Here is a 24,977-nt window from a genome sequence, read left to right on the forward strand (position 1 = left end):
TCCGTGCCGCCTTGGGGAAGGCGAGCCGGGCGATCGGGGGGAATTGCCGGCTGGCGTGCATCGACGAGGTCGGTAGGTACTGCAAGGGGGGACGTGTACACATGGGCATGATCACTGACTGGCCGTCGCTGGCGGCGTGTCAGAACGGGGACCCGGACGCGTTGTTCGTACAGGGCGCCGAACAGAACGTGGCGAAGCGGATCTGCCGGAGCTGCCCTGTTCGGTACGAGTGCCTGGCCGACGCGTTGGACAACCGGATCGAGTTCGGTGTGTGGGGCGGCATGACCGAACGCGAACGGCGGGCACTGCTGCGTCGACACCCGCAGGTGACGAGCTGGCGCAAGATGTTCGAGGCCGCGATGAAGAAGAACAGCAAGGAAAAGGCCGCAAAGGACAAGATCCTCGTCAGTGCGACCAACTGACGACGGTCACGGCCGGCTGATCGCCGCGCCGATCGTCCGCAGCCCGTCGACGTCGTGCACGTCGGCGGGCTGTGCCGTCACCGACACCGTCGGCACCGCCGGGAACGCCTCGGTGAACCGCGCGGCCACCTGCTGCTCGCGTACCGCCTGGCGAGCCAGCGCCGCGTGTGCCCGCAGCACGTCGGCGGTGGCCTCGTGCCCACCCAGGTCGGTCAGCCGCTCGGCGGCGACCCGGCTCTGCTCGGCGTCCAACTCCGGTGCCGCGAGTCGGTGCACCCGGTTGAGCACCAGGCCGGCCAGTGGCATCCGCTCCTCCCGCAGGCGGCCCGCGAAGTAGGCAGCCTCCCGGACCGCGTCCGGCTCCGGCGTCGCGACCAGCAGGAAGGCCGTCTCCCCAGCCTGCAGGATCCGGTACGTCTGCTCGGCTCGCTGCCGGAAACCGCCGAACATCGAGTCCAGTGCGGCCACGAAGCCGGACAGGTCGGTGAGCAGTTGCGCGCCGAGGACCTTCTGTACCACCTTCGAGAACATCCCGAACGAGGCGGTGACCAGGCTGAACATGCTCCGTCCGCCGCTGCGCGCCGGGGCCAGCAACAGTCGCAGCATCCGGCCGTCGAGGAAACGGGAGAGCCGGGCCGGTGCGTCCAGGAAATCAAGTGCCGAGCGGGACGGTGGGGTGTCCACCACGATCAGGTCCCATTCGCCCCGGGCGTGCAGCTGGCCGAGTTTCTCCATCGCCATGTATTCCTGCGTGCCGGCGAAGGTCGAACTCATCGCCTGGTAGAACGGGTTCGCGAAGATCTCGGCGGCCTTCGCCGGATCGGTGTGCTGCAACACCACGTCGTCGAAGGTGCGCTTCATGTCCAGCATCATGGCGTGCAGCTCGCCGCCGCTGCCCTCGACGTCGATCCCCTTGACCTGGCGGGGCGTGTTGTCCAGCTCGGTCAGGCCCAGCGACTGGGCCAGCCGGCGGGCCGGGTCGATGGTGAGCACCACCGTGCGTCGGCCGTGGTGCTCGGCGGCCCGCAGCGCCAGCGCCGCGGCCGTGGTCGTCTTTCCCACCCCGCCGGCACCGCAGCACACGACGATCCGTACGCCGGGGTCGGCGAGAATCTGGTCGACGTCCAGCAGCGGCGCCGCGTCTTCGGAAGGCACCAATCGAGCGTATCGGGCTGGTGGGTCCGTGCGCCCGTGCTGCGCTCAGGTGTGAGTCAATCGGCGCGGACGAGGGCCTGGGCCAGCGTCGTGAGCCCCGCCCGGTCCACTCCGTCGGGCAGCAACGGCAGCTCGACCATCGGCAGCCCCAACTCCACCAGGTCGGCGCGGAGCGAATCTTCCAGTTCGCGCCGGATGAGCTGGTCACGTGCCTCGTCGTGCAAACCGGCCACGGTGTCCCGATCGGCCGGCAGCCCGGCGGCGACCAGCCCTCGCCGCAGCTCCCCGGCGGTGACCGGCTGGCCGGCCGGCAGCGCCGGTCGGGTGCCGTTGACGATCACCTTTCCGGTGCCGAAGCCGAGGGCGGTCAGGTCGGCGATGGCGTCCACCGTCTCCTGCACCGGCATCTCCTCCAACAGCGTGACCACGTGGACCGCGGTCATCGGGGAGCGCAGCAGGGCAGCGACCCCCTCGCTCTGGGTCTTGATCGGGCCCACCTTGGCCAGCCGGGCCGTCTCCGCCGTGACGTTGAGGAACCGACCGATCCGCCCGGTCGGCGGGGCGTCCAGCACCACCGCGTCGTACGCGCGCCGCTGCCCGGTGGTGCGGGTGGTGGCCTCCTTCACCTTGCCGGTGAGCAGCACGTCCCGCAGACCCGGCGCGATGGTGGTGGCGAAGTCGATGGCACCGAGCTTGCGCAGCGCCCGGCCCGCCGCGCCCAGCTTGTAGAACATGTCCAGGTATTCGAGCAGCGCCTCCTCGGCGTCCACCGCGAGGGCGCGCACCGCACCGCCGTCCGGCGCGTCGGCGAGGTGCCGCTCCTCGTACGGCAGCGGGTCGATGCCGAAGAGTTGGGCGATGCCCTGCCGCCCCTCGACCTCGACCAGCAGGGTGCGCCGACCGCCGGCGGCGAGCGCGAGGGCCAGGGCGGCCGCCACGCTCGTCTTGCCGGTGCCACCCTTGCCGGTCACCACGTGGAGGCGGGCCGACCATCCGGTACCGGCCGGGTCGAACGGCCGCTCAGCTGCACACACCCGTCGAGCCTATCCACGCCTGGCGGTCAGGCGACCTCGCAGACCCACCAACCCGTCTTCTGTACCACGGTGAACCGCAGGTCCTGGTCGGCAACCTTCTCGTCCGCGGTGGTCATGGTGACCCGGGTGGAGACGGTGGCCCGGTCACCGGTCTGGTTGTCCACCTTCGGGGTGGTCCACCTGAACCGGGGGTTCTGGTACTCGGACGCGTACTTCTGCACCTCGGCCACCTTCGCGGCGATCTTTCCGTCGTCGCGGGAGGCGGCGCACACGCGGGTGGCCGCCTTGGTCGCGTCGCGATCCTTGTAGACCGCGGTGAGGAACTCGTCGACGGCGACCGCCGGCTCCTTGGCGCCCTCGCCGGTCTCGGTGTTGCGCAGGGTCAGGAACGCCAGCACGCCGCCGCCCACGCAGAGCACCATGATCACGACGAGTGTGACCGCCGCGATCAGCAGACCACGCTTCTTCTTCGGCGCGGCCGTCCCGGGATAGGGCGGGTACGCCGGCGGGGGTGGCGGGATGGTCGACGGACCCGACGTACCGGGTGGTGTCGGTGTCGCGGCCGGCGTGCCGGCAGCCTCAGCCCCACCGGTCGGTGCGGGGAAGGCCTGCTGGACGGGGATCGTGGGTGCGGCGGGGAGCGCCGCCGGTGCGGGCGGCGCGGGGAGCGCGAGCTGCCCGGACGGCGCGGCGGGGGCCGCTGGGGCGGGGGCTGTCGACACGCCGGGCTGATCGGTGGGTTCCGGCTGGGCCGGCGGGAGGGCGGGTGGACCGGCCTGGTCGCCGCTGGGCGGTTGGGTCATCGTCTTCCCCCGGGGGTCCGGCGCCCGCCGCCACCCCTGGCGTCGAGCGTGATCGAGCGGGCTGCCGGGCGCTGCGCGACCGCCCGACCGGAAGGGTAGCGGTCGATGACGGAAGTGGTGTCGCCCGTGCCGCGCGGCCAGCCACCGATCCGGCCGACCGGACTCCGCTTGCGGAGCGCCATCGGGTGTCTTACCTGCCATGTGTCGCATATGTGACTGTAGGTAGCCATTCGGGCGCGTCTTGTTGGCGGGACTGCGGCCCCGGACCTACCTTTCGTCCCGGCGCGGGGGCCGGAACGGACGAATGGGTCCGGACCGGAAGAGCGATCCGAGCGGTACGACCGGAGGCAGTGCATGCGCGACGTGGACAACATCCCTCGCACCCAGTTCCCGACCAACGAACGGCCGCACCGGTCCGGGTCCATGTTCACGGCCGGTGGGCAGATCGGTGGCCAGCCGATCAACGAACGGTCGTACCGACGGATGCCGGAGCAGGCGGAGGCGGGCCGGGCGCCGGGTCACGCCGCCGAGCGGACCCGCGACGACGACGAGCCGGGCTTCGTCATCCACCTGCCGATCCGGGTGCCGAGTCTGGCGGCGGCGACCGTACTGGCCGGCCGGGTCGCGGTGTCGCTGGGCTTCCTGCCCGAGTTGGACGCGGGCGAGACCACCGTGTCCAACGCCGATGATCAGAACAACAGGCACCGGGTCTTCTGCGACCTGCTGCTGCCCGACCGGTCCCGCTGCCCACAGGGATACGGACACGAAGGGCTCTGCGGGGAGGTGCCGGCCGCTCCGGAGCAGCGTCCCGCGCCTCGTCCGGCCAGCGGACCGTAGGCTGTCCCTCGAACAAATTCCGCACCGAGAGGGAGCCCTTCAGCGATGCAGAAGTGGGAATACTCCACGGTCCCGCTGCTGGTCCACGCGACCAAGCAGATCCTCGACAACTGGGGTGAGGACGGGTGGGAGCTCGTCGCCGTGGTCCCCGGGCCGAACCCCGACCAACTGGTCGCCTACCTGAAGCGACCGAAGGCGTGAGCAACGGTCCGCACGCGAAGCTCGCCGAGCTGGGGCTCGACCTGCCCGAGGTCGTGCCGCCGGTGGCCAGCTACGTGCCGGCGGTGCAGTCCGGGCAGCACGTGTACGTCTCCGGCCAGTTGCCGATCGCCGAGGGCAAGCTGCTGGCGACCGGGAAGGTCGGCGCCGGGATCTCCGCCGAGCAGGCGAAGGACCTGGCCCAGCGGTGCGCGCTCAACGCGCTGGCCGCGGTCGACTCGCTGGTCGGCCTGGAAAATGTGGTCAAGGTGGTCAAGGTGACCGGTTTCGTGGCCTCCGCGCCCGGCTTCACCGGTCAGCCCGCAGTGATCAACGGTGCCTCCGACCTCTTCGGCACCGTCTTCGGTGAGGCCGGTCGCCATGCCCGCAGCGCCGTAGGGGTGGCCGAGCTGCCCCTCGACGCCCCGGTCGAGGTCGAACTGATCGTCGAGGTCGCCTGACGCTTCGCGACGCCCCGCGATCTTGCGCTTCCGGCACGGAGAAAAGCCCTGAACGGTGACGAATCAGGGGCCGCGCGGGCAAGATCGTGGGGTGTTGCGGGCGGGGTCGTACGATCGCAGCCATGAGCGGGCACGTGACGGCGCCGGCGGCGGCGGTCGCCGACGAGCTGCCGACCTGGGTGACACTGCTGCGCGCGCCGAACCCGGGGCCGATGACCCTCGACGGCACCAACACCTGGGTGCTGCGCGCCCCGACAGCCGAGGCGGCCATCGTGGTCGACCCGGGGCCGGCCGACGAGGGACACCTGACCCGGATCGCCGAGCACGGCCCCGTCGGGCTGATCCTGATCACCCACGGCCACCCCGACCACACCGAGGGCGCGGCCCGGCTGAGTGAGCTGCTCGGCGGTGTCCACGTCCTCGCCGTCGACCCGGCGCACACCATCGGCGGCGCGCCGCTGACCGAGCCGGGCGAACACTTCGGCGGCTTCGGCCTGGCGGTTCGTCTGCTGAAGACCCCGGGGCACACCGCCGACTCGGTCTGCTTCCTGGTCGAGCACGGCGACGAGCGGGTGGTGCTCACCGGTGACACCATCCTCGGCCGGGGCACCACCGTGGTCGCCCACCCGGACGGGCACCTCGGTGACTACCTGACCAGCCTGGAGCTGCTGTCCGCGTACACCGGGACTGCGGCGTTGCCCGGGCACGGCCCGGCGCTTGCCGACTGCGCCGCCGCCGCCGACTTCTACCTCGCGCATCGCCGGGCCCGGCTGGACCAGGTCCGGGCCGCGGTCGCGGCCGGTGCCACCACGCCCGCCGACGTGGTCGCGACGGTCTACGCCGACGTGGACCGCTCGCTCTGGTGGGCGGCTGAGTGGTCGGTCCGCGCGCAGTTGGAGTATCTGGGTGTCGGCACCGGGGAATCCGCGCCCGGGGTCAGTGGGTTGGAGCACATGTGACCTGCCCCGTGTGTGGAACCGTTGCCGTTCCCGGCGCGCGGTTCTGCCACAACTGCGGTGCCGCGCTGCCGGCCGCCGCCACGTTGCCGGCGGCCGAGCGTCGGGTGGTCACCGTGCTCTTCGGCGACCTCTCCGAGTTCACCTCCTGGTCGGAGGATCTCGACCCGGAACGCGTCGGCGCGGTCACCGACCGGGTCCTGGCCGCCCTCGCCGGTGCCGTGAAGACCTTCGGCGGACACGTCGACAAGCTGACCGGCGACGGGATCATGGCGGTCTTCGGCGCGCCGGTGGCGCACGAGGACGACGCCGAACGCGCGGTCCGGGCCGCCCTGTCCATGCAGCGGGCCGTCCGCCGGGTGCTCGACGACGAGCGGGGCGGCGGCGCGCCGCTCGGGCTGCGGGTCGGGCTGAACACCGGCGACGTCATCGCCGGCATCCAGGCCGCCATCGAATACACGGTCATCGGCGACACGGTCAACACCGCCGCCCGGCTGGCCGACGCCGCCGCCGTCGGCGCGGTCTACGCCGGCGGACGCACCGCCGCCGCCACCCGGCACGTGTCCTCCTGGCGGGCACTGCGCCCGCTGCGGCTCAAGGGCAAGCGTGAGCCGGTCGAGGCGTACGAGCTGCTGGGTCTGCTGGACGCGCCCGGCACCCGTTCCGGGCTCGGCGACGAGGCGCCGTACGTCGGCCGGGAGACGGAGATCGGCCGGATCGCCGGGCGGCTCGCCGAGGTGATCGACCAGGGTGACCCGCGGGTGCTGCTGATGACCGCGGAGGCGGGCATCGGCAAGTCCCGGTTCGCCGCCGAGGTGGAGCGCCTCGCCGCCGGGTACGACGTGGGCGCCGGCCGGTACGCCGCACACACGGGCGCCCGGGTGCTCTCGGTGCGCTGCGCCGCGTTCGGTGAGCGACGCCGCCTCGCGCCCCTCGCCGACCTGGTCCGGGCCGCCGTCGGCCTGCCCAGTGACGCCGCCACCGCCCTGACCCGACCGGCGGTGGAGGAGAGGCTGCGGCGGCTCGGGCAGCGGCTCGCCCGCTCCGGCGGTGAGACCCCGCCGATCGCCACCGAGCAGTTGCTCGCCCTGCTCGGCTACGCCGAACTGTCGGCACACGGCGGCACCGACACCGGCGAGTGGAGCGGATCGGGCACCCCGGCCGCGGATGCCGAGGTGGTGCCGAACGCGGTCGCCGACCTGCTCAGCGGGCTCGCCTCGGAGGCGCCGCTGGTGATCGTGGTGGACGACCTGCACGACGCCACCGCCGAGACGATCGGCGCCCTCGGGCTGACCCTGTCCAGGCTCACCGGCCCGGTGCTGGTGCTGCTGCTCGGCCGTCCCGAGCTGGTGCGTACCGCCGGGGCGCTGACCCGGGTCGCGGACGCCGAGGTGCACTCCCTGCCGCCGCTGCGGGGTGCCGACGCCGCGCGGCTGCTCACCAGCTACCTCGGCGGCGGCAAGTTGCCACCGGCCGACGCGGACCGGCTGCTCGCCACCGCCCAGGGCAACCCCTTCTACCTGGCCGAGTTGGTCACCCTGCTCATCGAGCGGGGGGCGCTCACGACGGAGACAGCGCGGGGTGCCCGCGCACCGTCGGAGCGGGACCAGAGCTCCTCGGCCGGCTGGCGGTTGGTGCCCGGTTCGCTGGGCAGCCGGCTGCTCTCCCGTGACCTCGCCGCCGTACTCGCCGCCCGCATCGACGCGCTGCCGCCGGACGCCCGCTCGGTGCTGCGGGACGCCGCGGTGATCGGTGACACGGTGCCGACCGGCGCGCTGGAGGCGCTGCGTGAACAGCGCGCCGGCCGCGACGGCCGGCCGTCGGCAGTGATCGCCGTGGAACTCGACCGAGCTGTCGAGGAGCTGCTGCAGCGTCGGATGCTGCACCGCTCCCGGGTCGGCTACTCGTTCGCGACCCCGCTGATGCGGGAGGCCGCGTACGCCGGTGTGAGCAAGGCGGAGCTGGCCGAGCGGCACGCCGCGTTGGCCCGCTGGGCGGCACCGGCGGACGGCGCGACGGCCGGGTCGCCGGGAGGGTTCACCGACGAGGCCCGGGACGACTTCGTGGCGACGCACGTCGAGCGGGCCGCCACGCTCGCCGACGCGGTGAAACTGCGCCCGGACGCGCCCGCCCGGGCGGTGGTGCCGCTCGGCATCGCCGCGCTCGGCCGGGCCGCCCGCCGGTCACTGTCCGCCGGTGAGCCGGTGCTGGCCATCGAGTACGCCGAACGCGCCACCGAGTTGGCCCGCGACGGGCTGTCGGCGGCCGACCGGGTGGTGCACGCGCGGGCGCTGCTCCAGGTCGGTCGCGTCGCCGACGCGCTGGCGTACGCGGAGAAGATCGCCGCGAACGCCGGGGACGAGGCCACCCGCGTCGGTGCCCTGCTGCTCGCCGGGCAGGCCCAGGAGACCCTCGGTGACCAGGTCCGGGCGATGACGGCCTGGCACGAGGCGTTGCAGGTCGCCACGGCCGCTGGGTTGCCCGTGCAGCGGGCGACGGCGATGCGCCGGCTCGGCATGGCCGACTTCGTGGCCGGGCGGCTGAGCCAGGCGAGCAGCCGGTTGGCTGCCGCGTACCAGGTCAGTCTCGGTGCGCAGGACCGGCGCGGGCAGGCGTGGTCGTTGCAGAACCTGGCCTGGGTGACCACCACCCGGGGTGACTTCGCCGGCACCGACGCGGTCCTCGGCCGGGCCGCCCGGCTCTTCGCCGAGCTGAAGGACCCGTACGGGCGGGCCTGGCTGCGCGGCACCACGGCGTTCGCCCGGCTGCTCGCCGGCCGACTGCGCGAGGCGTGTCGGATGGCGCAGGTGTTCCTGCCCTTCGGGGAGCGGGTCGGTGAGGCGTGGGCGGTGGGCACCTTGCGTGCGGTCGCGGCGTTCGCCACCGCCGAGCTGGGTGACCTGGCCGAGGCGGACCGGGAGGCCCGGCGGGCGTACCGGGAGTTCGCCGCCGCCTCCGACGACTGGGGACGCGGGTTCGCGCTCGTGGTCCGGGCGGTGGTGGCGCGTGGGCTGGGCGAGCCGGAGCACGCGGCGGACCTGCTCACCGACGCCCTGGCGTACGCCGAGCGCACCTCGCACCCGCTGCTCACCGGGATGGCCGGCACGTTGCGCGGCTTCGTGGCGTTGGACCTGGGCGACTGCGAGACCGCCGAGCGGGTGGCCCGCTCGGTGCTGACGGCCGTGGAGCCGCACAACCCGCAGGCCCCGGCCCAGGTGGCACCCCGGGTGCTGCTGGCGACGGCCCGGCTGGCCGCCGGTGACGCGGCGACCGCCGTCGGGCTGCTCGCCCCGGTGGCGACGGCCGCCGCGAACGCACCCTCGTTGCTCCTCTCCCGCCGCCAGACCATGGCCCAGTACGCGGCGGCCCTGCTCGCGCACGGTCAGCGGGAGCAGGCGTTGGACTGGGCCCGGCGGGCGGTCACCGCACCGGCCGAGGACGTACGGAGCCAGGTGATCGCGGCCGGTGTGCTGGCCGAGGCGCTGGCCGCCTGCGGCTACCTGGCGGAGGCGCAGTCGTGCGCGGACGAGGCGGTCCGCCTGGCGTACGCGACCGAGCAGCGCAGCGAACGCGCCGCCGCCAACGCTCTCCGCGCCCGTCTGACCACCTCTGCCTGACCCTTGGTGACGCCTCCCTGACCGAAACCTCTGGTCGGCCGGTCAGGGGTGTTGACGGCACGGTTTTTGCCGGTTCTGGGGATGTGGCGGTCGGGGTGAGGGGCTAGCGTGTCACCACCGTGTGCCGGTCCGCAGTGGTGACCGTCGCCGTGCCTGGGGAGGCCTCTTCATGAAGCTGCCGCGCTCTATCGCGGGCTGGACCATCGCGGTCTTCGGCGTGTTGGCGCTGGTGCTGGGCGCGGTCGGGCTGCTCTGGCCGGAGGCGCAGTTGCGCATGCTCGGGCTCGAGGTGCCGGAGACGCGTGCCGTCGGTGACCACACCGGCACCTTCCTGCTGGCGTCCTCGATGGCGGCGTTCAACATGGGCGTCTACTACCTGCTCGCCACGATCACCGAGTGGCGGGCGTTCTACCGGTTCACCGTCGTCTTCCGCCTTGTCACGTTCACCGTGTTCACCATCGCCGTGCTCTCCGACATCGCTCCGGGCCGGTTCTTCGGGGTGGCGGTGTGGGAGGGCCTGGGGGCGGTGGCCACCGCCGTCGGTCTGCGTCTGGATGCCCGCCGGAGCGCGTCGGCGGGCGGAGTCCCCTCGTCCGACGGCGCCGGGGCGGCTGCGCCCGCCGAGGAGGGTACCGGCCCGTCCGGTGCCGCTCCGGCGGACACGGTGCGCTGAGCCGCCGGCCGGGTTGGGTATTTTCGAGCGGTGACCGACACCCCGACCGGCGGCCCACCGGTGCCGATCGTGCCCGGTCTGACCGATTTGCGGGTCTTTGCCCGGGGCGGGTACGCGACCGTCTACCAGGCCACCCAGATCTCGGTAGGCCGCGAGGTCGCCGTCAAGGTGGAGAACCGGACGCTGGACAGCGAGCGGGACCAGGCCCGTTTCCTGCGCGAGGCGCGGGCGGCCGGCCGGATGTCGTCACACCCGCACGTGGTGGACCTCTTCGACGTCGGGGTCACCGTCGACCAGCACCCCTACCTGATCATGGAACTCTGCGACGGCTCGTACGCCGAACGGATGCGGACCTCGCCACTCGACCCGGTGGAGGCCCGCGACCTCGGCATCAAGATCGCCGACGCGCTGGCCCACTCACACGCGGCCGGGGTGCTGCACCGGGACGTGAAACCGGCGAACATCCTCCACTCGGCCTTCAACTCGGCGGTGCTCGCCGACTTCGGGCTGGCCGTGCTCGCGGAGCACCGCGACGCCTCGGTCACCCTGGAGGTGCTCACCCCGGCGTACGCGCCGCCGGAGATGTTCAGCCACAGCCCGCCGTCGCCGGCCGTCGACGTGTACGCGCTCTGCGCCACCCTCTACGCGGTGATGCACGGTCGGCCGCCCCGCTGGCAGTCCGAGCGCAACCCCAGCCTGATCACCGTCCTGGAGATGTTCAACCAGCCGCTCCCCGCCCTGCCCGGCGTCCCGGACGAACTGATCGACGTGCTGCGCGCCGGCATGGCCAACGACCCGGCCGAGCGTCCCTCCGCACTGGAACTGCACGACCTGCTCGCCAACCTGCCACTCGGTCCACCGTCGGCCCCGGTCAGCGGCGCCCCGGTCAGCGGTGGCGCGACCCGCCCCGGCCCGTACCCGCCCAGCCGGCCGGTGCCCCGACCGCCCATCGAGGACACCCAGCAGGTGGTCCCCGGCGTCCGACGCTGGCGGCGCTGGTTCCTCGGCGGTGCCGGCGTCCTCGCGCTCGCCGGCTCCGCGACCGCCGGGGCGTGGTTCGCCGACCATGCGGCACCGCCGACCCCGAGCCCGACGGCCACCCAGGTCGCCGCCCCGGCGACCGGGCCGCTGCCCGGCTGCACGACCGGCAACGGCACGCCCACCGTGCTGCCCGAGGGCGCCCGGTGCCTGCCCGAGCTGGAATGCTTCGGCCCGATGCGCATCCGCGGCGACCGCGCCGAGGCGGCTCGGCTGTCCTGCACCGGTCGGCACACCTGGGAGACGTACGCCGAAGGCATCCTGCCGGTGTCCCTGGTCGGCGCCAACTACGACGACGTGGTCGCCGCCGCGCAGGTGCGACAGGTGTGCAGCGCCACGACGTTCCGGTTGACCACCGGGATCGCCGAGCCGAGTGGCTGGCACCTGGAGGTGCTCCCACCGGTCGACGGGAGCATCGACCGGACGTACCGGTGCCTGGCTGGGCGGGGCGTGGACGCGCTCGCCGCGCCCACCCTCACCGGCCGCTGATCCCGTCCGACCCGCGCCGCCGGTCCCGCACCGCCCGCAGGGCATCCCGACTGTCCAGGGCGTCGAGGGTGTCCGCGTCGATCCCGTACGGCATCAACTCCGCCGGCCCGGTGGTCGCCGGCCGGTCCTCCGGCTCCGGGTCGTCGGCCTGACGGGCGGCGGAGAAGGCCACCCCGGCGACCATGGCCAGCAGGACGCAGAGCAGGGCGAGAACCACGCCGACCAGGTCCTGTCGGCGCCAGACGACCAGCAGGGCCAGTGGCACGAGGGCTCCGAGTGCCGCGAGCACCGCCACCGTCCGCGCATCGGGCCTGGACAATCGACTCATTCGTTCAGCATGTCGTGACATCGGCGGCTGTCAACCGGAGAGCGGGCGGCGCGCCGATCGACACCGGCCGACCGGTCCGCCTGACGTACCCGGTCGGCGTCGCTACGGAAAAGCATCCAGTCGATACCCTGGGTGTTCCGCAGGCTGGTCCGTCAGCGAGGTCACCTCATGAACGTACGCAGTTCCCGGTCCCGGCTCCGTTCGGTCGCGACGACACTGGCGGTCGCCCTCACCCTCACCCTGGCGGCCGCCGCCGGCTGCGACAGCCGGCAGGAGCCGTTGCCGTCCGTGCAGCAGAAGATCCGTGAGTCGCACATCTACCGGCAGGCACAGCTGCGCATCGGCGTCGCCACCAAGGAGCCGTTGATGGGCGACCTGCGCAACGGCCAGCACGTCGGCTTCGACGTCGAGATCGGCAGGTACATCGCTGCCTCCCTGGGCTACCAGGGCGAGCAGCGGTTGGAGTTCGTGTCGGTGGCCACCGAAAACCGGATCCCGGCGTTGCAGGGCGGCACTGTCGACCTCGTGGTGTCCAGCTTCTCGATGACGGAGGAGCGCGAGAAGCTGGTCAGCTTCGCCGGGCCGTACCTGGTCACCACGCAGGAGGTGATGGTGCCGGTCCGCCTCAAGGACCGGATCCGCACCATCGAGGACCTGCGCGACCCGGCGTACAAGGTGTGTACCAGCGGCGGGTCCACGACCGAGGCCGAGCTGGAGAAGCACGGGGTCAGGACGTTCGTGGTGAAGGACGTCGGGGACTGCGTCGACGGCATCCGGGCAGGCCGGTACGACGTGGTCAGCTCGGACGAGACGATCCTCGCCGGGTTCCTGGCCACCTATCCCAGGGAGTTCGAGGTCGTGGACATGCCCTTCGGCACCAGCGAGCTGCTGGGCATCGGCGTGCCGATCGGCGACCCCGCGCTGCGCGACCTGGTCGCGTACTTCCTGCAGAAGAGCTACGACAAGGGACGCAACGGGCAGGTGAGCCCCTGGCAGAGCGCCTACAACAGCACCCTGGGTCCGTGGCTGAAGGTCGAGAAACGCCAGCCTCAGCCGCTGCAGGTGCCGAAGCTTGTCGACTTCGACGACAAGGCGCCGTCGACGTGAGCACGGCGCCGACCGCGACCGGCGCCGACGGCCCGGTTCCACCACCCCGCACGTCCGTGCCGGGTGTGGCGGCACCGCCGGCCAGTGATGGTACGGCTCACGTCGAACCGGACCAGGCTGGCTGGCCGGTCGGCGTGCCGGTCGCCGAACCAGCCGACCCGGTCGTCGCCGACGTCGAGCCCGGGCGGGTCCGTTGGGATCCGGCGGAGCGGCGTGCCCGTGCCAGCCAGTCCTTCTGGACGGCGCTGGTGGGCGTACCGGCGATCTTCTCGGTGCTCCGCCTCGGTGTGGAGGCGGGCGGCGAACTTCAGACCACACTGTTGCTGGTGGCGAACGTCGGCCCGGTCAACCTGCTCGCCGGCTTCCTGACCACGGCGGCTCGGCTGCTCTCCACCGGAATGGTCGCCGTGTTCGCGCTCGGGGCGGTGCTGGCCGTCGGGGCGGACCGGCTGCCACCGGGGACCCGCCGTCGCCCACTCTTCGCCCGCTGGGCCGACCTCACCCCGGCCTGGGTGGTGCTTGCCGCTTTCCTGCTCGCCCTGATCACCTGGCCGCTGCTCTACCTGCCGCTGCTGCTGCCGGCGTTCGCGGCCGCGTTTCAGCTGCGCCCCGGGCGACTGCACGAACGGTTGGCGCCACGACTGGTCATGATCGTCGCACTGCTCGCCGGGTACGGCTGGCTGCTGCTGCCGACGCTGCGAGACGCCGGGAAGCAGGGCGAGCTGTTGGTGTTGGCGCTGCTTGCGGTGCCGCCGCTGCTGGCTCTCTTCATCGCGGGACCGCTACCCGGTGTGGTGATCCGGCCGCTGGCGTCGGTGACCGAGGTGGCGATGCTCGCCATGCTGGTCTGGGCCGCGGTGCCGGTGATCAGCACACCGGTGTTGCCGCTGACCGTCACGACGGTGGGCGCGGAGAGCGGACCCACCGAGGACGTACGCGGGCACGTGATCACCACGGACGACGTCAACATGGTGATCCTCCAGGAGCGGGGTGGGGTGCGGTACGTGCCTGTCGATCTGGTCCGCGCGCAGGTGCTCTGCCCGAGCGAGGAGGAGTTGCCCCGGTACCAGTTGCGCATCCGGGACTTCCACGTCGAGGACTCGCTGCTGGAGGGCATGGGCCGCCGGGTTCGCCCGGTCCACCGCATCGACGCCGCCTGCCGGATCCCCGGCTGAACGTGCGACGGGTGGCCGGCCGATCAGTGCGACAGACGTGCTGTCGCGTCGGCGGCGTCGGCCAACTCGTCGGCGACCTGGGGGTTGGTCGAGGTGATGGCGGCGGTCCACAGCACGTCGGTGGGCGTCGCGCCGGCCAACCAGCGCCGCATCGACTCCTGCGCCCGGTCGGGCAGGGGACCGTGGTGTGACAGACCCTCGACGACCTCGGCCAGGTGCCGCGCGGTGGCCTCGCCGGGGATGGCCGTGAACTCGGCCAGGTACGGCCCGAGGTCGATCTCCAGCTCGGCGACCGCCTCCAGCAGGCCCCAGGCCGAGGTGGTGGACGGGAACTCCGCGAGGATCCGGTGCCACCAGCCGAGGAGGAACCGCTCGACGGCTGCCCGCTCGGCGGCCGGCCAGCCGTGCCACTGGTCCCGCATCCGCCCGGTGACGGCCTCCGGCGGCAGGTACGACAGCTCGCCAGCGGCGGCCGCCTCGAGCAGCCGGGGCAGCAGGTGCGGCACCTCGGTCCCGTCGCCCCAGGTGCCCCGGTTGCCCAGGTAGTCATCGATCTGGTCGGTGGTCAGTTGCCGCAGCGGGGTGCTGGCGAAGAGGGCCAGGTCCGCCGGCTCCACGCAGTGCGGGCAGGCCTCCATGTCGGCGGGCATCGGGTGGTCGGCGAAAGCGGCGTAGAGCCCGTCTACCAGCCGATCGAACTCGACGTCGTTGCGCACCCGCTCAGTATTTCCGACGACGCGCTCGGACGGGGCCCGCATATACAGTCGGACTGTATATGCTGCGGTCATGGCGAAGGCTTCCCTGCACGAATCGACCTATCTGATCCTCACCGCGCTCGTCGAGGCCCCACGGCACGGATACGCCGTCCTCGACGAGGTCCGCCGGATCTCCGACGGGCGCGTCGACCTGCGCGCCGGCACCCTCTACGCGGCGCTGGACCGGCTGCGTACCGAGGGCCTCATCGACATCGAGCGCGAGGAACAGGTGCAGTCCAGATTGCGGCGGTACTACCGACTCACCGCCGCCGGGGTGCAACGCCTGGCCGAGGAGTCGGCGCGCCTGCGGAGCAACGCCGACGCGGCGAGCGTGCGGCTGCGTCGTGCCGGCCTCCTCGTCGAAGGCGGTGCGGCGTGACGTTGCACCAGGTCTACCGGTCGCTGCTGGCCTGCTACCCCCGCGCGTACCGGCGGCAGTACGAGGACGAACTGATCGGGGTGTTGCTTGACGACGCGGCACCGGGCCAGCGCAGGCCCCTGGCGCGAGACGTGTCCGCCCTGCTCGGCGGGGCGTGTCGGGCGCACGTCCGGCAGGTCGGCGCCCGGTTCTCGGTCGACGCGTGGCGAGATGCGGCGCAGGTGCTCGGCCTGATCGCCGCGCTGCTGTTGTTCGTGCGCTCTGCGCGCGTTCCGGTGCTGCACCTCAGCATGTACGCGCAGAGCTATCCGGAGGGGATCGGTGAACCGTTCGTCCTCTGGCCGCATGGTCCCACGGCGGCGCTGTGGCTCGTCGTGGCGGTGTTCACCGCACTCGGATGGGGGCGGGCGGCGGCGGCGATCGCCGTCGGCGGCGTGGCGTTCGAGGTGGTACGGGTCGCCGAGGCCTACGGGTATTATTCGACGGTCTTCGACATCTGGCCCGTCGTGCTCGCCGCGATGGTCCCGCTTGCCCTCGCCCTCCGCGCTCCCCGTTCCATAACGGCTGTCCTCGGGCGTTGGCGGCTCGGCACACTGGCGGCGGCGACGGTGGTGAGCGTCGGCGCGCCGAGCGTCGCCCTGGTAACCGCCGTTGACGTTTCGACGTCGCCCATCTACGGCACCTGGATGTTCACCAGCGGTGTCGGCCGCGTCGAGGCGATCCTGTTGATCGCGGGGTACCTGCTCTTCGCCCTTGTCGTCCTGTTGACGCCGACGGCGCTCCGACTGCGCCTGCTCGCGCTCGTCGTCCCGGTGGGGGTCACGCTGCTTCTCACCCGGGTGGGGCTCGGAACCACGGGGACGTACCTGGAGCGCTCCAGCCACGACGGTGTCCCCGACGCGCTCACCTGGGCGCAGTGGTCGACGTTGGTACTGGCACCCGTGTTGCTCTTCGCGGTGGCCGTGGCGATCCTGCACCACCGCGAGCGGGCTGGGTCGCAGCAGGGCGTAGGCAGACCGATCACCCGCGCTCAGTAGGACTTGTCCTGACCGAGGACGTGCTGGGCCACGAAGTTGAGGATCATCTCCCGACTGACCGGTGCGATCCGGCCGGCCCGGACCGCGCCGAGCAGGGTCGCCACCCCGTACTCGGTGGTCATGCCGGCCCCGCCGAGGGCCTGGACGGCCGTGTCGACGGCGAGCGCGGCTGCCTCCCCGGCCGCGTACTTGGCCATGTTGCCGGCGACCCCGGCCTCCAGGTCGCGGCCGGCGTCGTACAGGGTGGCGGCCTTCTGGATCATCAGGCGGGCCAGCTCCACCTGCACCGCCGCGTGCGCCAAGGGATGCGATACCCCCTGGTGGGAGCCGATGCTCCGGCCACCCCAGACCTTGCGGGTTGCGGTGTACTCGCTGGCCCGCTCGATGGCGTACCGGCCGGTGCCGGCACCCATCGCGGCCACGGTGATCCGCTCCGGGTTGAGGCCGGCGAAGAGCGCCGGCAGCCCGGCGTCCAGCGACTCGCCGAGCAGCGCGTCGGCGGGGACCCGGACGTCGTCCAGGTAGAGCAGGAACTGGTTCTCCGGGGACACGATCTCCATGTCCAGCTTGGAACGGGTCAGCCCGGCGGCGTCGGTCGGCACGAGGAACAGCGCCGGCTTCAGCTTGCCGGTGGATGAATCCTCGGTACGCGCCACCACCAGGACGTGGCCGGCCTCGTCGACGCCGGAGATGTAGCACTTGCGGCCGTTGAGCAGCCAGCCGTCACCGTCCCGGCGAGCCACCGTGCCGAGCCGGTGGAAGTTGGAACCGGCCTCCGGCTCGGTGATCGCGAAGACGATCTTCTGGGAGCCGTCGGCGAGGCCGGGCAGGTGCCGCTTGCGCTGCTCCTCGGTGCCGTGCCGGGCGAGCACGGTGGCCGCGATGGCGGGGGAGACCACCAGCAGCAGCAACGGGCAGCCGGCGGCCGCCAACTCCTCGCACACGATCGCCAACTCGGTGATGCCACCGCCGCCACCGCCGTACTCGGTGGGGATGTTGACCCCCAGGTAGCCGAGCCGTCCCGCCTCGGCCCACAGTTCGGTGGTGTGCTCGCCGGCCTTCGCCTTCTCGACGAAGTAGCCGTGGCCGTAGCGACGGCCGAGCGCCCGCACGGCGTCGCGAAGCTGGTCCTGCTCAGGGGTGAGGTCGAAGGTCATCAGGGGGTCCTCCTCAACAGATGTCGATGACGGCCAGCACGGCACCGGTGCTTACCTGACCACCGGCCGGCACCGGCAACTCGGTGACCACGCCGTCGGTCGGGGCGAGCACCTGATGTTCCAGCTTCATCGCTTCCAGGGTGAGCAACGGCTCGCCGGCCACGACCCGCTGGCCGACCTGGACGTGCACCCGGGTCACCGCACCGGGCAGCGGCGCGAGCAGCGACCCGGCCGCCACCTCCGCGGTGGGCAGCGGGAGACGCGGCAACTCGACGAGGCTCGCCGCCCCGTCCGGGCCGTCCATGAAGACCGCCGACCCCACCCGGTGGACGCGGTACGCGCACCGCACCCCGTCGACGTCGAGCACCACCCCACCCGGGCTGGCCTCGACAAGCGCCACGTCCGGTGGTCCGGCGGCGGGGCTGGCGGCGGCGGGGCTGGTGGCGGTCGGGTCGGCGGACCACTCGGCGAGCCGACCCACGCGGTCCAACCGGTAGCGGACCTCGACCTCGCCGTCCGGACCACCGAACCGGGTGACCTGCGGGACGGCCGGCACGTTGCGCCAGCCCGACGGCAACCCGGCCAGCACCTTCGCCTCGGCGCGACGGCCGGCGGCCGCGGCGAGCGCCGCGGCGAGCGCCACCACCGGGAGCCGGTCGGCGGGCAGCAGCGGGGCGAAGACCTCCGCGTGCCGATCCAGGAATCCGGTGTCGATCTCCACGGCGGCGAACGCCTGACTGCGCAGCACCCGGACCAGCAGGTCCCGGTTGGTGGTCACCCCGTGCAGTTCGGCCCGGGTCAGCGCGGTGGACAGCAGTCGGGTCGCCTCCGTCCGGGTGCGACCCCAGGCGATCAGCTTCGCCAGCATCGAGTCGTAGTGCACGCCGACCACCGAGCCGGCCACCACCCCCGAGTCGAGCCGCAGCCCCGGTCGGTCCAGCCCACCGAACTCGGTCGTCACCTGGGGGACCGCGAACCGGTGCAGGGTGCCGGTCGCCGGCCGCCAACCCGCCCCGGCGTCCTCGGCGCACAGGCGTACCTCGATCGCGTGCCCGGTGCCGACCGGCAGGGTCGCCGGCAGCGGCTCGCCCTCGGCGACGAGCAGTTGCAACCCCACCAGGTCCAGACCGGTGCACAGCTCGGTGACCGGGTGCTCCACCTGGAGACGGGTGTTCATCTCCAGGAAGAAGATCTCGCCACCCGGGGCGAGCAGGAACTCCACAGTGCCCGCCCCGACGTAGTCGACCGCGCGACCGGCGGCCACCGCGGCCTCGTGCAACGCCGTGCGCACCCGCTCCGGAACGACAGCCGGGGCCTCCTCGACGATCTTCTGGTGCCGGCGTTGGATGGAGCACTCCCGGTCACCGAGAGCCACCACCCGGCCGTGGGTGTCCCCGAAGATCTGCACCTCGACGTGCCGGCCCCGCTCGACGTACCGCTCGATGAAGACCGTGCCGTCGCCGAACGCGGCAGCCGCCTCGCGGCGCGCGGACGCGACGGCGTCGGCCAGTTCGTCGGCCCCCCGGACGATCCGCATCCCCCGCCCGCCACCACCGGCGGATGCCTTCACCAGGACCGGGAAGTCGGTGACCGCGCCGGTGTCGGTCCAACTGGGCAGCATCGGCACGCCGGCCTCGGCGAGCAGCCCTTTCGCGGCGAGCTTGTCGCCCATCACGGCGATCACCTTGGCCGGCGGGCCGACCCAGGTCAGTCCCGCGTCGGTCACCGCCGCCGCGAAGTCGGCGTTCTCGGCGAGGAAGCCGTACCCCGGGTGGACGGCGTCCGCGCCGCACCGCCGGGCCGCGTCCAGGATCAACTCGACCCGCAGGTACGTCTCGGCGGGCGAGTCCCCGGGCAGCCGGACCGCCTGGTCGGCCTCGGTGACGAACGGCGCGTCGGCGTCCCCGTCCGAGTACACGGCCACCGTCTGCACACCGAGCGCCCGGCAGGTCGCGAAGACCCGGCGGGCGATCTCCCCCCGGTTGGCCACGAGCAATTTGGTGATCATTGTCGGCTTCGCCCCCCTACATCCGGAAGACGCCGAAACCGTCGGCGCCCTTCACCGGTCCGTTGTGGATCGCCGAGAGGCAGAGCCCGAGGACGGTACGCGTGTCCCGAGGGTCGATCACCCCGTCGTCGTAGAGCCGACCGGAGAGGAAGAGCGCTCCCGACTGCGACTCGATCTGCTGCTCGACCATCATCCGCATCGCGGTGTCGGACTCCTCGTCGAAGGAGCGTCCCCGGGCGGCGGCGGCCTGCCGGGCCACGATCGACAGCACCCCGGCGAGCTGTGCCGGACCCATCACCGCCGACTTCGCGTTCGGCCAGGTGAACAGGAACCTCGGCTCGTACGCCCGACCGCACATGCCGTAGTTGCCGGCCCCGTACGAGGCGCCCAGGTTCACCGTCAGGTGCGGCACGGTCGAGTTGGACACCGCATTGATCATCAGTGCGCCGTGCTTGATGATGCCGCGCTGCTCGTACTCGGTGCCGACCATGTAGCCGGTGGTGTTCTGGAGGAAGATCAGCGGCGTGTCCGAGGCGTTCGCGAGCTGGATGAACTGGGCCGCCTTCTGCGCCTCCGCGCTGAACAGCACCCCTCGGGCGTTGGCCAGCACACCCACCGGGTACCCGTGCAGTTCGCCCCAGCCGGTGACCAGCGCGTCCCCGTACGCCGGCTTGAACTCGTCGAAGTCGCTGCCGTCCAGGATCCGGGCCAGCACCTCGCGGGGATCGAACGGCACCTTCAGGTCGGCGCTGGTGATGCCGAGGAGTTCCTCCGGGTCGTACTTCGGCGGCTGCGGCACCGCCGTCCGCGGCGCCGGGCCGTGCTTGCGCCAGTTCAACCGGCGTACGCACTGCCGGGCCAGCCGGATGCCGTCCCGCTCGTCGGCGGCCAGGTAGTCGGCGAGCCCGGACGTGCCGGCGTGCATCGCCGCACCGCCCAGTGACTCGTCGTCGGTGACCTCGCCGGTCGCCATCTTCACGAGCGGCGGCCCGGCCAGGTAGACCTGCGACCGGTCCCGAATCATGATCACGTGGTCGGACATTCCCGGCACGTACGCACCACCGGCCGTGGCGTTACCGAAGACCACGCTGACCGTCGGGATGCCCGCGGCCGAGAGCCGGGTCAGGTCCCGGAACACCCGACCGCCCGGGATGAAGATCTCCGCCTGGGTGGGCAGGTCCGCCCCGGCCGACTCCACCAGATTGACCATCGGCAGCCGGTTGGCCAGGGCGATCTCACCGGCCCGCCGGGTCTTCGCGAGAGACCACGGGTTCACCGCGCCACCGCGTACCGTCGGGTCGTTGGCGACGATCAGGCACTCCACACCCTCGACCACCCCGATGCCGGTGACCACGCTGGCCCCGACCGGGAAGTCCGTGCCGTACGCGGCGACCGGCGACAACTCCAGGAACGGGCTGTCGGCGTCCACCAGCAGCTCGATCCGTTCCCGGGGGAGCAGCTTGCCGCGCCCGTGGTGCCGGGCCACGTACTTCTCGCCACCGCCCGCCCGCGCCTGGTCCAGCGCGGCATCCAGCTCGGCCAGCCGCTCCAGCAGTGCCGCGCGGTTCGCCGCGTACGCCGGTGCGGACGGGTCGACCGCGCTGTCGATGGTCACTGTGCCTCCCTCGTTCGCGACTGCGGGGCGCTCACAGGCCCATGCCCTTCGCGATGATCTCGTTCATGATCTCGGTGGTGCCGCCGCCGATGCCGAGGATCCGGGCGTCCCGGTAGTGCCGCTCCACCTCGGCGTCGCGCAGGTAGCCGAAGCCGCCGTGCAGTTGCAACGCCTGGTCCACGACCTGGTCGCAGGCGGCCACCGCCACGTTCTTCGCCATCGCCACCTCGGTCACCACCGGCTCGCCCGCGGCGACCCGGGTGGCCACCTCGTGCACGTACGACCGGGCCGCCTCGGCCCGGGTGTGCATCTCGGCCAACCGGTGCCGGATCAGTTGCCGACTGGCCAGCGGACGCCCGAAGGTCTCCCGGTCCCGACACCAGCGCGTCGCCAGCTCGACGCAGCGCTGCGCGGTCGCGTACGCCTGGGTCGCCAACGAGAGCCGCTCGGTGGCGAAGTGCTGCATGATCGCCAGGAATCCGGTGTTCTCCGCGCCGATCCGATTGGCGACCGGCACCCGCACGTCGACGAACGACAGCTCGGCGGTGTCCGAGCAGTGCCAGCCCAGCTTCTCCAGCCGGCGTCCCACGGTGAACCCGGGCAGCCCCTTGTCGATGACCAGCAGGGTGAGTTCGCCGCTGCCGGGAAAGTCGGTGCACACCGCCGTGGTGACGAAGTCGGCCCGGTGCCCGCTGGTGATGTACGTCTTCGACCCGTTCACCACGTAGTGGTCGCCGTCCCGGCGGGCGGTGGTGCGGATGCCGGCCACGTCCGAACCACTGTCCGGCTCGGTGATGGCCAGCGCGCCGATCATCGTGCCGGCCAGGGTGGGGCGGACGTACCGCTCGATCAGGCTGTCGTCGCCCGGCGACGCGGTGCCGCCAAGCCGGCCGCCCAGCGAGCCACCGGAGCGGGTCCCGGCCGCCGCCGTCATGTGCGGCAACGCGATGCCGTGCGTGAACAGGGCCGCCACCAGGCCGGACGAGCCGCCGGAGCGGATCAGCTCCTCGGTCACGATGATCGAGTCGAGCAGATCCCCGCCGCTGCCGCCGACCGACTCGGGAAACCCGATGCCGAGCAGACCGAGCTTCGCGGCGGTCGCGTGCAGTGACCGGGGCACCTCGCCGGCCCGCTCCCAGTCGTCCAGGTGCGGCAGCACCTCCCGGGTCACGAAGGCCCGGGTCAACTCACGCAGGTGCCGCCGCTCCGGGGTGTCCACGATGCTCACCGTGCTCCCCCTGTTCGCGACTGCGGAGCTGCCCCCGGCAGCACCTCGGCGGGCAGGTCGACGATCCGGGCGCGCAGCAGCTCACCGAGCGCCTTGGCCTGCGGGTCGAACCGGGTGGACGCGGCCACCCCGGCCCCGAGCAGACCCTCGATCACGAAGTTGACCGCGCGCAGGTTCGGCAGTTCGTAGCGCCGTACCGGCAGCGGCGCGGTCTCCGGCAACAGCTCGGCCAGCCGCTCGACGGTCAGCCAGGCGCGCAGCCACGCGTACCCGGCTTCGGTCCGTGCCCAGACACCGAGGTTGGCATCCCCACCCTTGTCCCCGGAGCGTGCGCCGACCAGCTCGCCGAGCACGCCGCGCCGCGTCGGTCCGCCAACCGCCGTGCCGTCGTACGGGACTGTCTCGTCCGCCGGAACGGCGGCGGTGCGGATCGGTGGGGCGATCGGCACCCGTTGACCATCGGGCAGCACCGCGACGTGCGCCACCGCGTCCTGCGGCGTCGAGTCGGCGGTGAAGACGCCATACGGGGTCGCGTCACCCGGCAGGGTGGTCAGTGTGCAGCCCGGGTACGAGGCCAGCGCCAGCTCCACCGCGGCGGCCGAGAAGGCCCGTCCGGCCCGCGTCCGGTCGCCGTCCCGCAGGTGTACGTGCAGCAGGGCACTCGCGGCCTCGGTGTCGGCGGCGTCCACGTGGTCGGTCCGGGCCAGCGTGAACTCCAGCCCGTCCTTCCCCACCGCCTCCTCGACCTGACCCCGGACCAGGGCCACCTTCGCCTCGATGTCGAGTCCGCAGAGGACGAAGGTCATCGAGTTGCGGAAGCCACCGAGGTTGTTGACGCCCACCTTGAGCGTGGGCGGTGGCGGCGTACCCCGGACACCGGAGACCCGCACCCGGTCCGGCCCGTCCTGGCGCAGCGTCACCGTGTCCAGTCGGGTCACCACATCCGGCCCCAGGTACGCCGGTCCACCGATCTCGTAGAGCAGCTGCGCGGTGACCGTCTCCACGGTGACGGCGCCACCGGTGCCCGCATGCTTGGTGAGCACCGTCGAGCCGTCGGCGTGCACCTCGGCGATCGGAAAGCCGGGCCGGTGGCCGCCGTCGGGCAGCTCCGTGAAGAAGCTGAAGTTGCCACCGGTGACCTGTGCGCCGCACTCGACGAGGTGCCCCGCGACGGTCGCCCCGGCCAGCTCGTCGAGGTCGTCGCGGCCCCAGCCGTACCGGGCGATGGCCGGGCCGACGACGAGCGACGCGTCGGTGACGCGACCGGTGACCACCACGTCCGCACCGCCGTCGAGGCACGCTGCGATGCCGAACGCGCCGAGGTAGGCGTTCGCGCTCAACGCGTCCGGGCGCTGGAGGGCGTCGCCCTCGACGTACCCGACGCGGGCCGGCAGGCCCAGCCGGACGGCGAGGGCGGTGATGGCGGCGGCCAGGCCGGCCGGGTTCAACCCGCCGGCGTTGGTCACGATCCGCACCCCCCGTTCCAGGGCGGTGCCGAGGCACGTCTCCAGTTGACGCAGGAACGTCTTCGCGTACCCCAGGTCGGGGTCGCGCAGCCGGTCCCGGGCGAGGATCAGCATGGTCAACTCGGCCAGGTAGTCACCGGTCAGCACGTCCAGCTCGCCGCCGTCGAGCATCTCCTGCCAGGCGGTGAACCGGTCCCCGTAGAAACCGGAGGCGTTGCCGATCCGGATCATGCCGGCGTCCCCTTCCCGCCGGCCGGCTGCCGGCCGTCGCCGGGCGGCCCGGCGAACGCCTGCGCCACGTCGAGCCACTCGTCGGCGACCGGCCCGGTGGCGACCAGGGCCAGGTCCGCGCGGTGTCGGCGCTGGGTGACCAGCAGGCAGAAGTCCAGGGCGGGGCCGCTCAGCCGGTCGGCGGCGTCCGCCGGACCCCAGGTCCAGACGTCGCCGCCGGGCCCGACCAACTCGACCCGGACCGGCGTCGTCGGTATGTCCCGGCCGTGGGCGGCGAACCCGTGCCCGAGGGTACGCACACCGAGGTGCGCGACGTGCCGGAGTCGGTCGCTCGCGGGTCGGACGACGCCGAGCGTGTCGGCCACGTCCTCGCCGTGCGCCCAGGTCTCCATGATCCGGGCGGTCGCCATCGAGGTGGCCGACATCCGGGTGCCGAACCACTGCAGTTTCTCGCCGGACGGGACGGCGGCCAGCGCGTCGGCGAGCGCCGCCCGGCCGGCCCGCCAGCGGGCGAGCAGCTCGACTGGCGGGGCGAGGAACTCTTCGGCGCCGTCATCGACCATGCGGGTCGGGTCCGGCGCGGCGGTCACCGCCGCGAAGAACGCCTCGGTGTCGGTGGCCGCCAGCAGCGACATGTGATCGGTCCAGGCGAGGTGGGCGATCTGGTGCCCGATGCTCCAGCCCGCCGCGAGGGTCGGTCGAGCCCAGTCGGTCGCCGGTAACTGCGCCACCAGGCTGTCCAGTTGGGCGGACTCGGCGGCCAGATCCGCGAGCAGGTCGGTGAGATCGACCATGGGTGCCTCCGGTC

At 72.7% G+C, this 24,977-nt stretch carries 23 protein-coding genes; 12 read left to right on the forward strand and 11 right to left on the reverse strand.

What is annotated here, in order from left to right:
* The first annotated feature begins 101 nt into the window (after nucleotides 1-101).
* Entirely contained in the window at nucleotides 102-422 is a 321-nt protein-coding gene (locus AB0O48_RS06215; RefSeq protein ID WP_365063532.1) for a WhiB family transcriptional regulator, read from the forward strand.
* 6 nt (nucleotides 423-428) lie between these two features.
* Here AB0O48_RS06215 and AB0O48_RS06220 read toward each other — a convergent pair whose 3' ends face one another.
* Genes AB0O48_RS06220 through AB0O48_RS06230 form a run of 3 tightly spaced genes read right to left on the reverse strand, consistent with a single transcriptional unit; the run spans nucleotide 429 to nucleotide 3,333 of the window.
* The gene (locus AB0O48_RS06220; protein WP_357253000.1) at nucleotides 429-1,577 is read right to left on the reverse strand and encodes an ArsA-related P-loop ATPase; all 1,149 of its coding nucleotides are present in this window, start codon (nucleotides 1,575-1,577) and stop codon (nucleotides 429-431) included.
* A gap of 56 nt (nucleotides 1,578-1,633) precedes the next feature.
* Nucleotides 1,634-2,611 carry an ArsA-related P-loop ATPase gene (locus AB0O48_RS06225; RefSeq protein ID WP_357252996.1) on the reverse strand — a complete coding sequence of 326 codons (978 nt, stop codon included), beginning with the start codon at nucleotides 2,609-2,611 and terminating at the stop codon, nucleotides 1,634-1,636.
* Between the two features lie 26 nt (nucleotides 2,612-2,637).
* A complete protein-coding gene (locus AB0O48_RS06230; RefSeq protein ID WP_357570952.1) occupies nucleotides 2,638-3,333 on the reverse strand; it encodes a hypothetical protein in 696 nt (231 codons plus the stop codon).
* Between the two features lie 435 nt (nucleotides 3,334-3,768).
* Between AB0O48_RS06230 and AB0O48_RS06235 the strand changes: the two genes are divergently transcribed.
* The 7 genes from AB0O48_RS06235 to AB0O48_RS06265 all read left to right on the forward strand — a co-directional run bounded on the left by AB0O48_RS06235 (nucleotide 3,769) and on the right by AB0O48_RS06265 (nucleotide 11,683).
* Nucleotides 3,769-4,251 (forward strand): hypothetical protein, encoded by a 483-nt coding sequence (locus AB0O48_RS06235; protein WP_357570756.1) that lies wholly within the window; start codon nucleotides 3,769-3,771, stop codon nucleotides 4,249-4,251.
* 45 nt (nucleotides 4,252-4,296) lie between these two features.
* On the forward strand, nucleotides 4,297-4,452 hold the full coding sequence (locus AB0O48_RS06240; protein ID WP_007466198.1) for a DUF4177 domain-containing protein: 156 nt from the start codon (nucleotides 4,297-4,299) through the stop codon (nucleotides 4,450-4,452).
* The gene (locus AB0O48_RS06245) at nucleotides 4,449-4,910 is read left to right on the forward strand and encodes a RidA family protein (RefSeq protein WP_357252990.1); all 462 of its coding nucleotides are present in this window, start codon (nucleotides 4,449-4,451) and stop codon (nucleotides 4,908-4,910) included. Before AB0O48_RS06240 ends, AB0O48_RS06245 begins: the two co-directional genes overlap by 4 nt.
* 122 nt (nucleotides 4,911-5,032) lie before the next feature.
* Complete coding sequence (locus tag AB0O48_RS06250) at nucleotides 5,033-5,869, forward strand: MBL fold metallo-hydrolase (protein ID WP_357252987.1); 837 nt, start codon at nucleotides 5,033-5,035, stop codon at nucleotides 5,867-5,869.
* Nucleotides 5,866-9,483, forward strand: a complete 3,618-nt coding sequence (locus tag AB0O48_RS06255) for an adenylate/guanylate cyclase domain-containing protein (RefSeq protein ID WP_365063540.1) — start codon at nucleotides 5,866-5,868, stop codon at nucleotides 9,481-9,483. Before AB0O48_RS06250 ends, AB0O48_RS06255 begins: the two co-directional genes overlap by 4 nt.
* A gap of 169 nt (nucleotides 9,484-9,652) precedes the next feature.
* Nucleotides 9,653-10,156 carry a hypothetical protein gene (locus AB0O48_RS06260; RefSeq protein ID WP_357252982.1) on the forward strand — a complete coding sequence of 168 codons (504 nt, stop codon included), beginning with the start codon at nucleotides 9,653-9,655 and terminating at the stop codon, nucleotides 10,154-10,156.
* Between the two features lie 30 nt (nucleotides 10,157-10,186).
* Nucleotides 10,187-11,683 carry a serine/threonine-protein kinase gene (locus AB0O48_RS06265; protein WP_357252979.1) on the forward strand — a complete coding sequence of 499 codons (1,497 nt, stop codon included), beginning with the start codon at nucleotides 10,187-10,189 and terminating at the stop codon, nucleotides 11,681-11,683.
* On the opposite strand, the gene AB0O48_RS06270 is transcribed toward AB0O48_RS06265, so the two are convergent.
* Nucleotides 11,670-12,011 (reverse strand): hypothetical protein, encoded by a 342-nt coding sequence (locus tag AB0O48_RS06270; protein WP_357252976.1) that lies wholly within the window; start codon nucleotides 12,009-12,011, stop codon nucleotides 11,670-11,672. The two genes, AB0O48_RS06265 and AB0O48_RS06270, sit on opposite strands and share 14 nt — an antisense overlap.
* 168 nt (nucleotides 12,012-12,179) lie before the next feature.
* Between AB0O48_RS06270 and AB0O48_RS06275 the strand changes: the two genes are divergently transcribed.
* Both AB0O48_RS06275 and AB0O48_RS06280 read left to right on the forward strand, forming a co-directional pair.
* On the forward strand, nucleotides 12,180-13,118 hold the full coding sequence (locus AB0O48_RS06275; RefSeq protein WP_357252973.1) for a transporter substrate-binding domain-containing protein: 939 nt from the start codon (nucleotides 12,180-12,182) through the stop codon (nucleotides 13,116-13,118).
* The gene (locus AB0O48_RS06280) at nucleotides 13,115-14,293 is read left to right on the forward strand and encodes a hypothetical protein (RefSeq protein ID WP_357252970.1); all 1,179 of its coding nucleotides are present in this window, start codon (nucleotides 13,115-13,117) and stop codon (nucleotides 14,291-14,293) included. Before AB0O48_RS06275 ends, AB0O48_RS06280 begins: the two co-directional genes overlap by 4 nt.
* A gap of 23 nt (nucleotides 14,294-14,316) precedes the next feature.
* On the opposite strand, the gene AB0O48_RS06285 is transcribed toward AB0O48_RS06280, so the two are convergent.
* Complete coding sequence (locus AB0O48_RS06285) at nucleotides 14,317-15,009, reverse strand: hypothetical protein (protein WP_357252967.1); 693 nt, start codon at nucleotides 15,007-15,009, stop codon at nucleotides 14,317-14,319.
* Between the two features lie 70 nt (nucleotides 15,010-15,079).
* On the opposite strand from AB0O48_RS06285, the gene AB0O48_RS06290 reads away from it, so the two are divergent.
* Both AB0O48_RS06290 and AB0O48_RS06295 read left to right on the forward strand, forming a co-directional pair.
* On the forward strand, nucleotides 15,080-15,427 hold the full coding sequence (locus AB0O48_RS06290) for a PadR family transcriptional regulator (RefSeq protein WP_357570759.1): 348 nt from the start codon (nucleotides 15,080-15,082) through the stop codon (nucleotides 15,425-15,427).
* Nucleotides 15,424-16,464 carry a hypothetical protein gene (locus tag AB0O48_RS06295; RefSeq protein WP_365063548.1) on the forward strand — a complete coding sequence of 347 codons (1,041 nt, stop codon included), beginning with the start codon at nucleotides 15,424-15,426 and terminating at the stop codon, nucleotides 16,462-16,464. Before AB0O48_RS06290 ends, AB0O48_RS06295 begins: the two co-directional genes overlap by 4 nt.
* Here AB0O48_RS06295 and AB0O48_RS06300 read toward each other — a convergent pair.
* Genes AB0O48_RS06300 through AB0O48_RS06325 form a run of 6 tightly spaced genes read right to left on the reverse strand, consistent with a single transcriptional unit; the run spans nucleotide 16,458 to nucleotide 24,963 of the window.
* Nucleotides 16,458-17,621 (reverse strand): acyl-CoA dehydrogenase, encoded by a 1,164-nt coding sequence (locus AB0O48_RS06300; protein WP_357252958.1) that lies wholly within the window; start codon nucleotides 17,619-17,621, stop codon nucleotides 16,458-16,460. The two genes, AB0O48_RS06295 and AB0O48_RS06300, sit on opposite strands and share 7 nt — an antisense overlap.
* 13 nt (nucleotides 17,622-17,634) lie before the next feature.
* A complete protein-coding gene (locus AB0O48_RS06305) occupies nucleotides 17,635-19,629 on the reverse strand; it encodes a biotin carboxylase N-terminal domain-containing protein (protein WP_365063552.1) in 1,995 nt (664 codons plus the stop codon).
* Between the two features lie 16 nt (nucleotides 19,630-19,645).
* A complete protein-coding gene (locus AB0O48_RS06310) occupies nucleotides 19,646-21,244 on the reverse strand; it encodes a carboxyl transferase domain-containing protein (RefSeq protein WP_365063555.1) in 1,599 nt (532 codons plus the stop codon).
* Between the two features lie 31 nt (nucleotides 21,245-21,275).
* On the reverse strand, nucleotides 21,276-22,472 hold the full coding sequence (locus AB0O48_RS06315) for an acyl-CoA dehydrogenase family protein (RefSeq protein ID WP_357570764.1): 1,197 nt from the start codon (nucleotides 22,470-22,472) through the stop codon (nucleotides 21,276-21,278).
* Nucleotides 22,469-24,169, reverse strand: a complete 1,701-nt coding sequence (locus tag AB0O48_RS06320; RefSeq protein WP_365063559.1) for an acyclic terpene utilization AtuA family protein — start codon at nucleotides 24,167-24,169, stop codon at nucleotides 22,469-22,471. Before AB0O48_RS06320 ends, AB0O48_RS06315 begins: the two co-directional genes overlap by 4 nt.
* On the reverse strand, nucleotides 24,166-24,963 hold the full coding sequence (locus AB0O48_RS06325; RefSeq protein WP_357252943.1) for a TIGR03084 family metal-binding protein: 798 nt from the start codon (nucleotides 24,961-24,963) through the stop codon (nucleotides 24,166-24,168). Before AB0O48_RS06325 ends, AB0O48_RS06320 begins: the two co-directional genes overlap by 4 nt.
* Nucleotides 24,964-24,977 lie beyond the last annotated feature (14 nt).

The sequence above is a fragment of the Micromonospora sp. NPDC085948 genome (assembly GCF_040686315.1).
In the GTDB taxonomy this organism is placed as follows: Bacteria; Actinomycetota; Actinomycetes; order Mycobacteriales; family Micromonosporaceae; genus Micromonospora.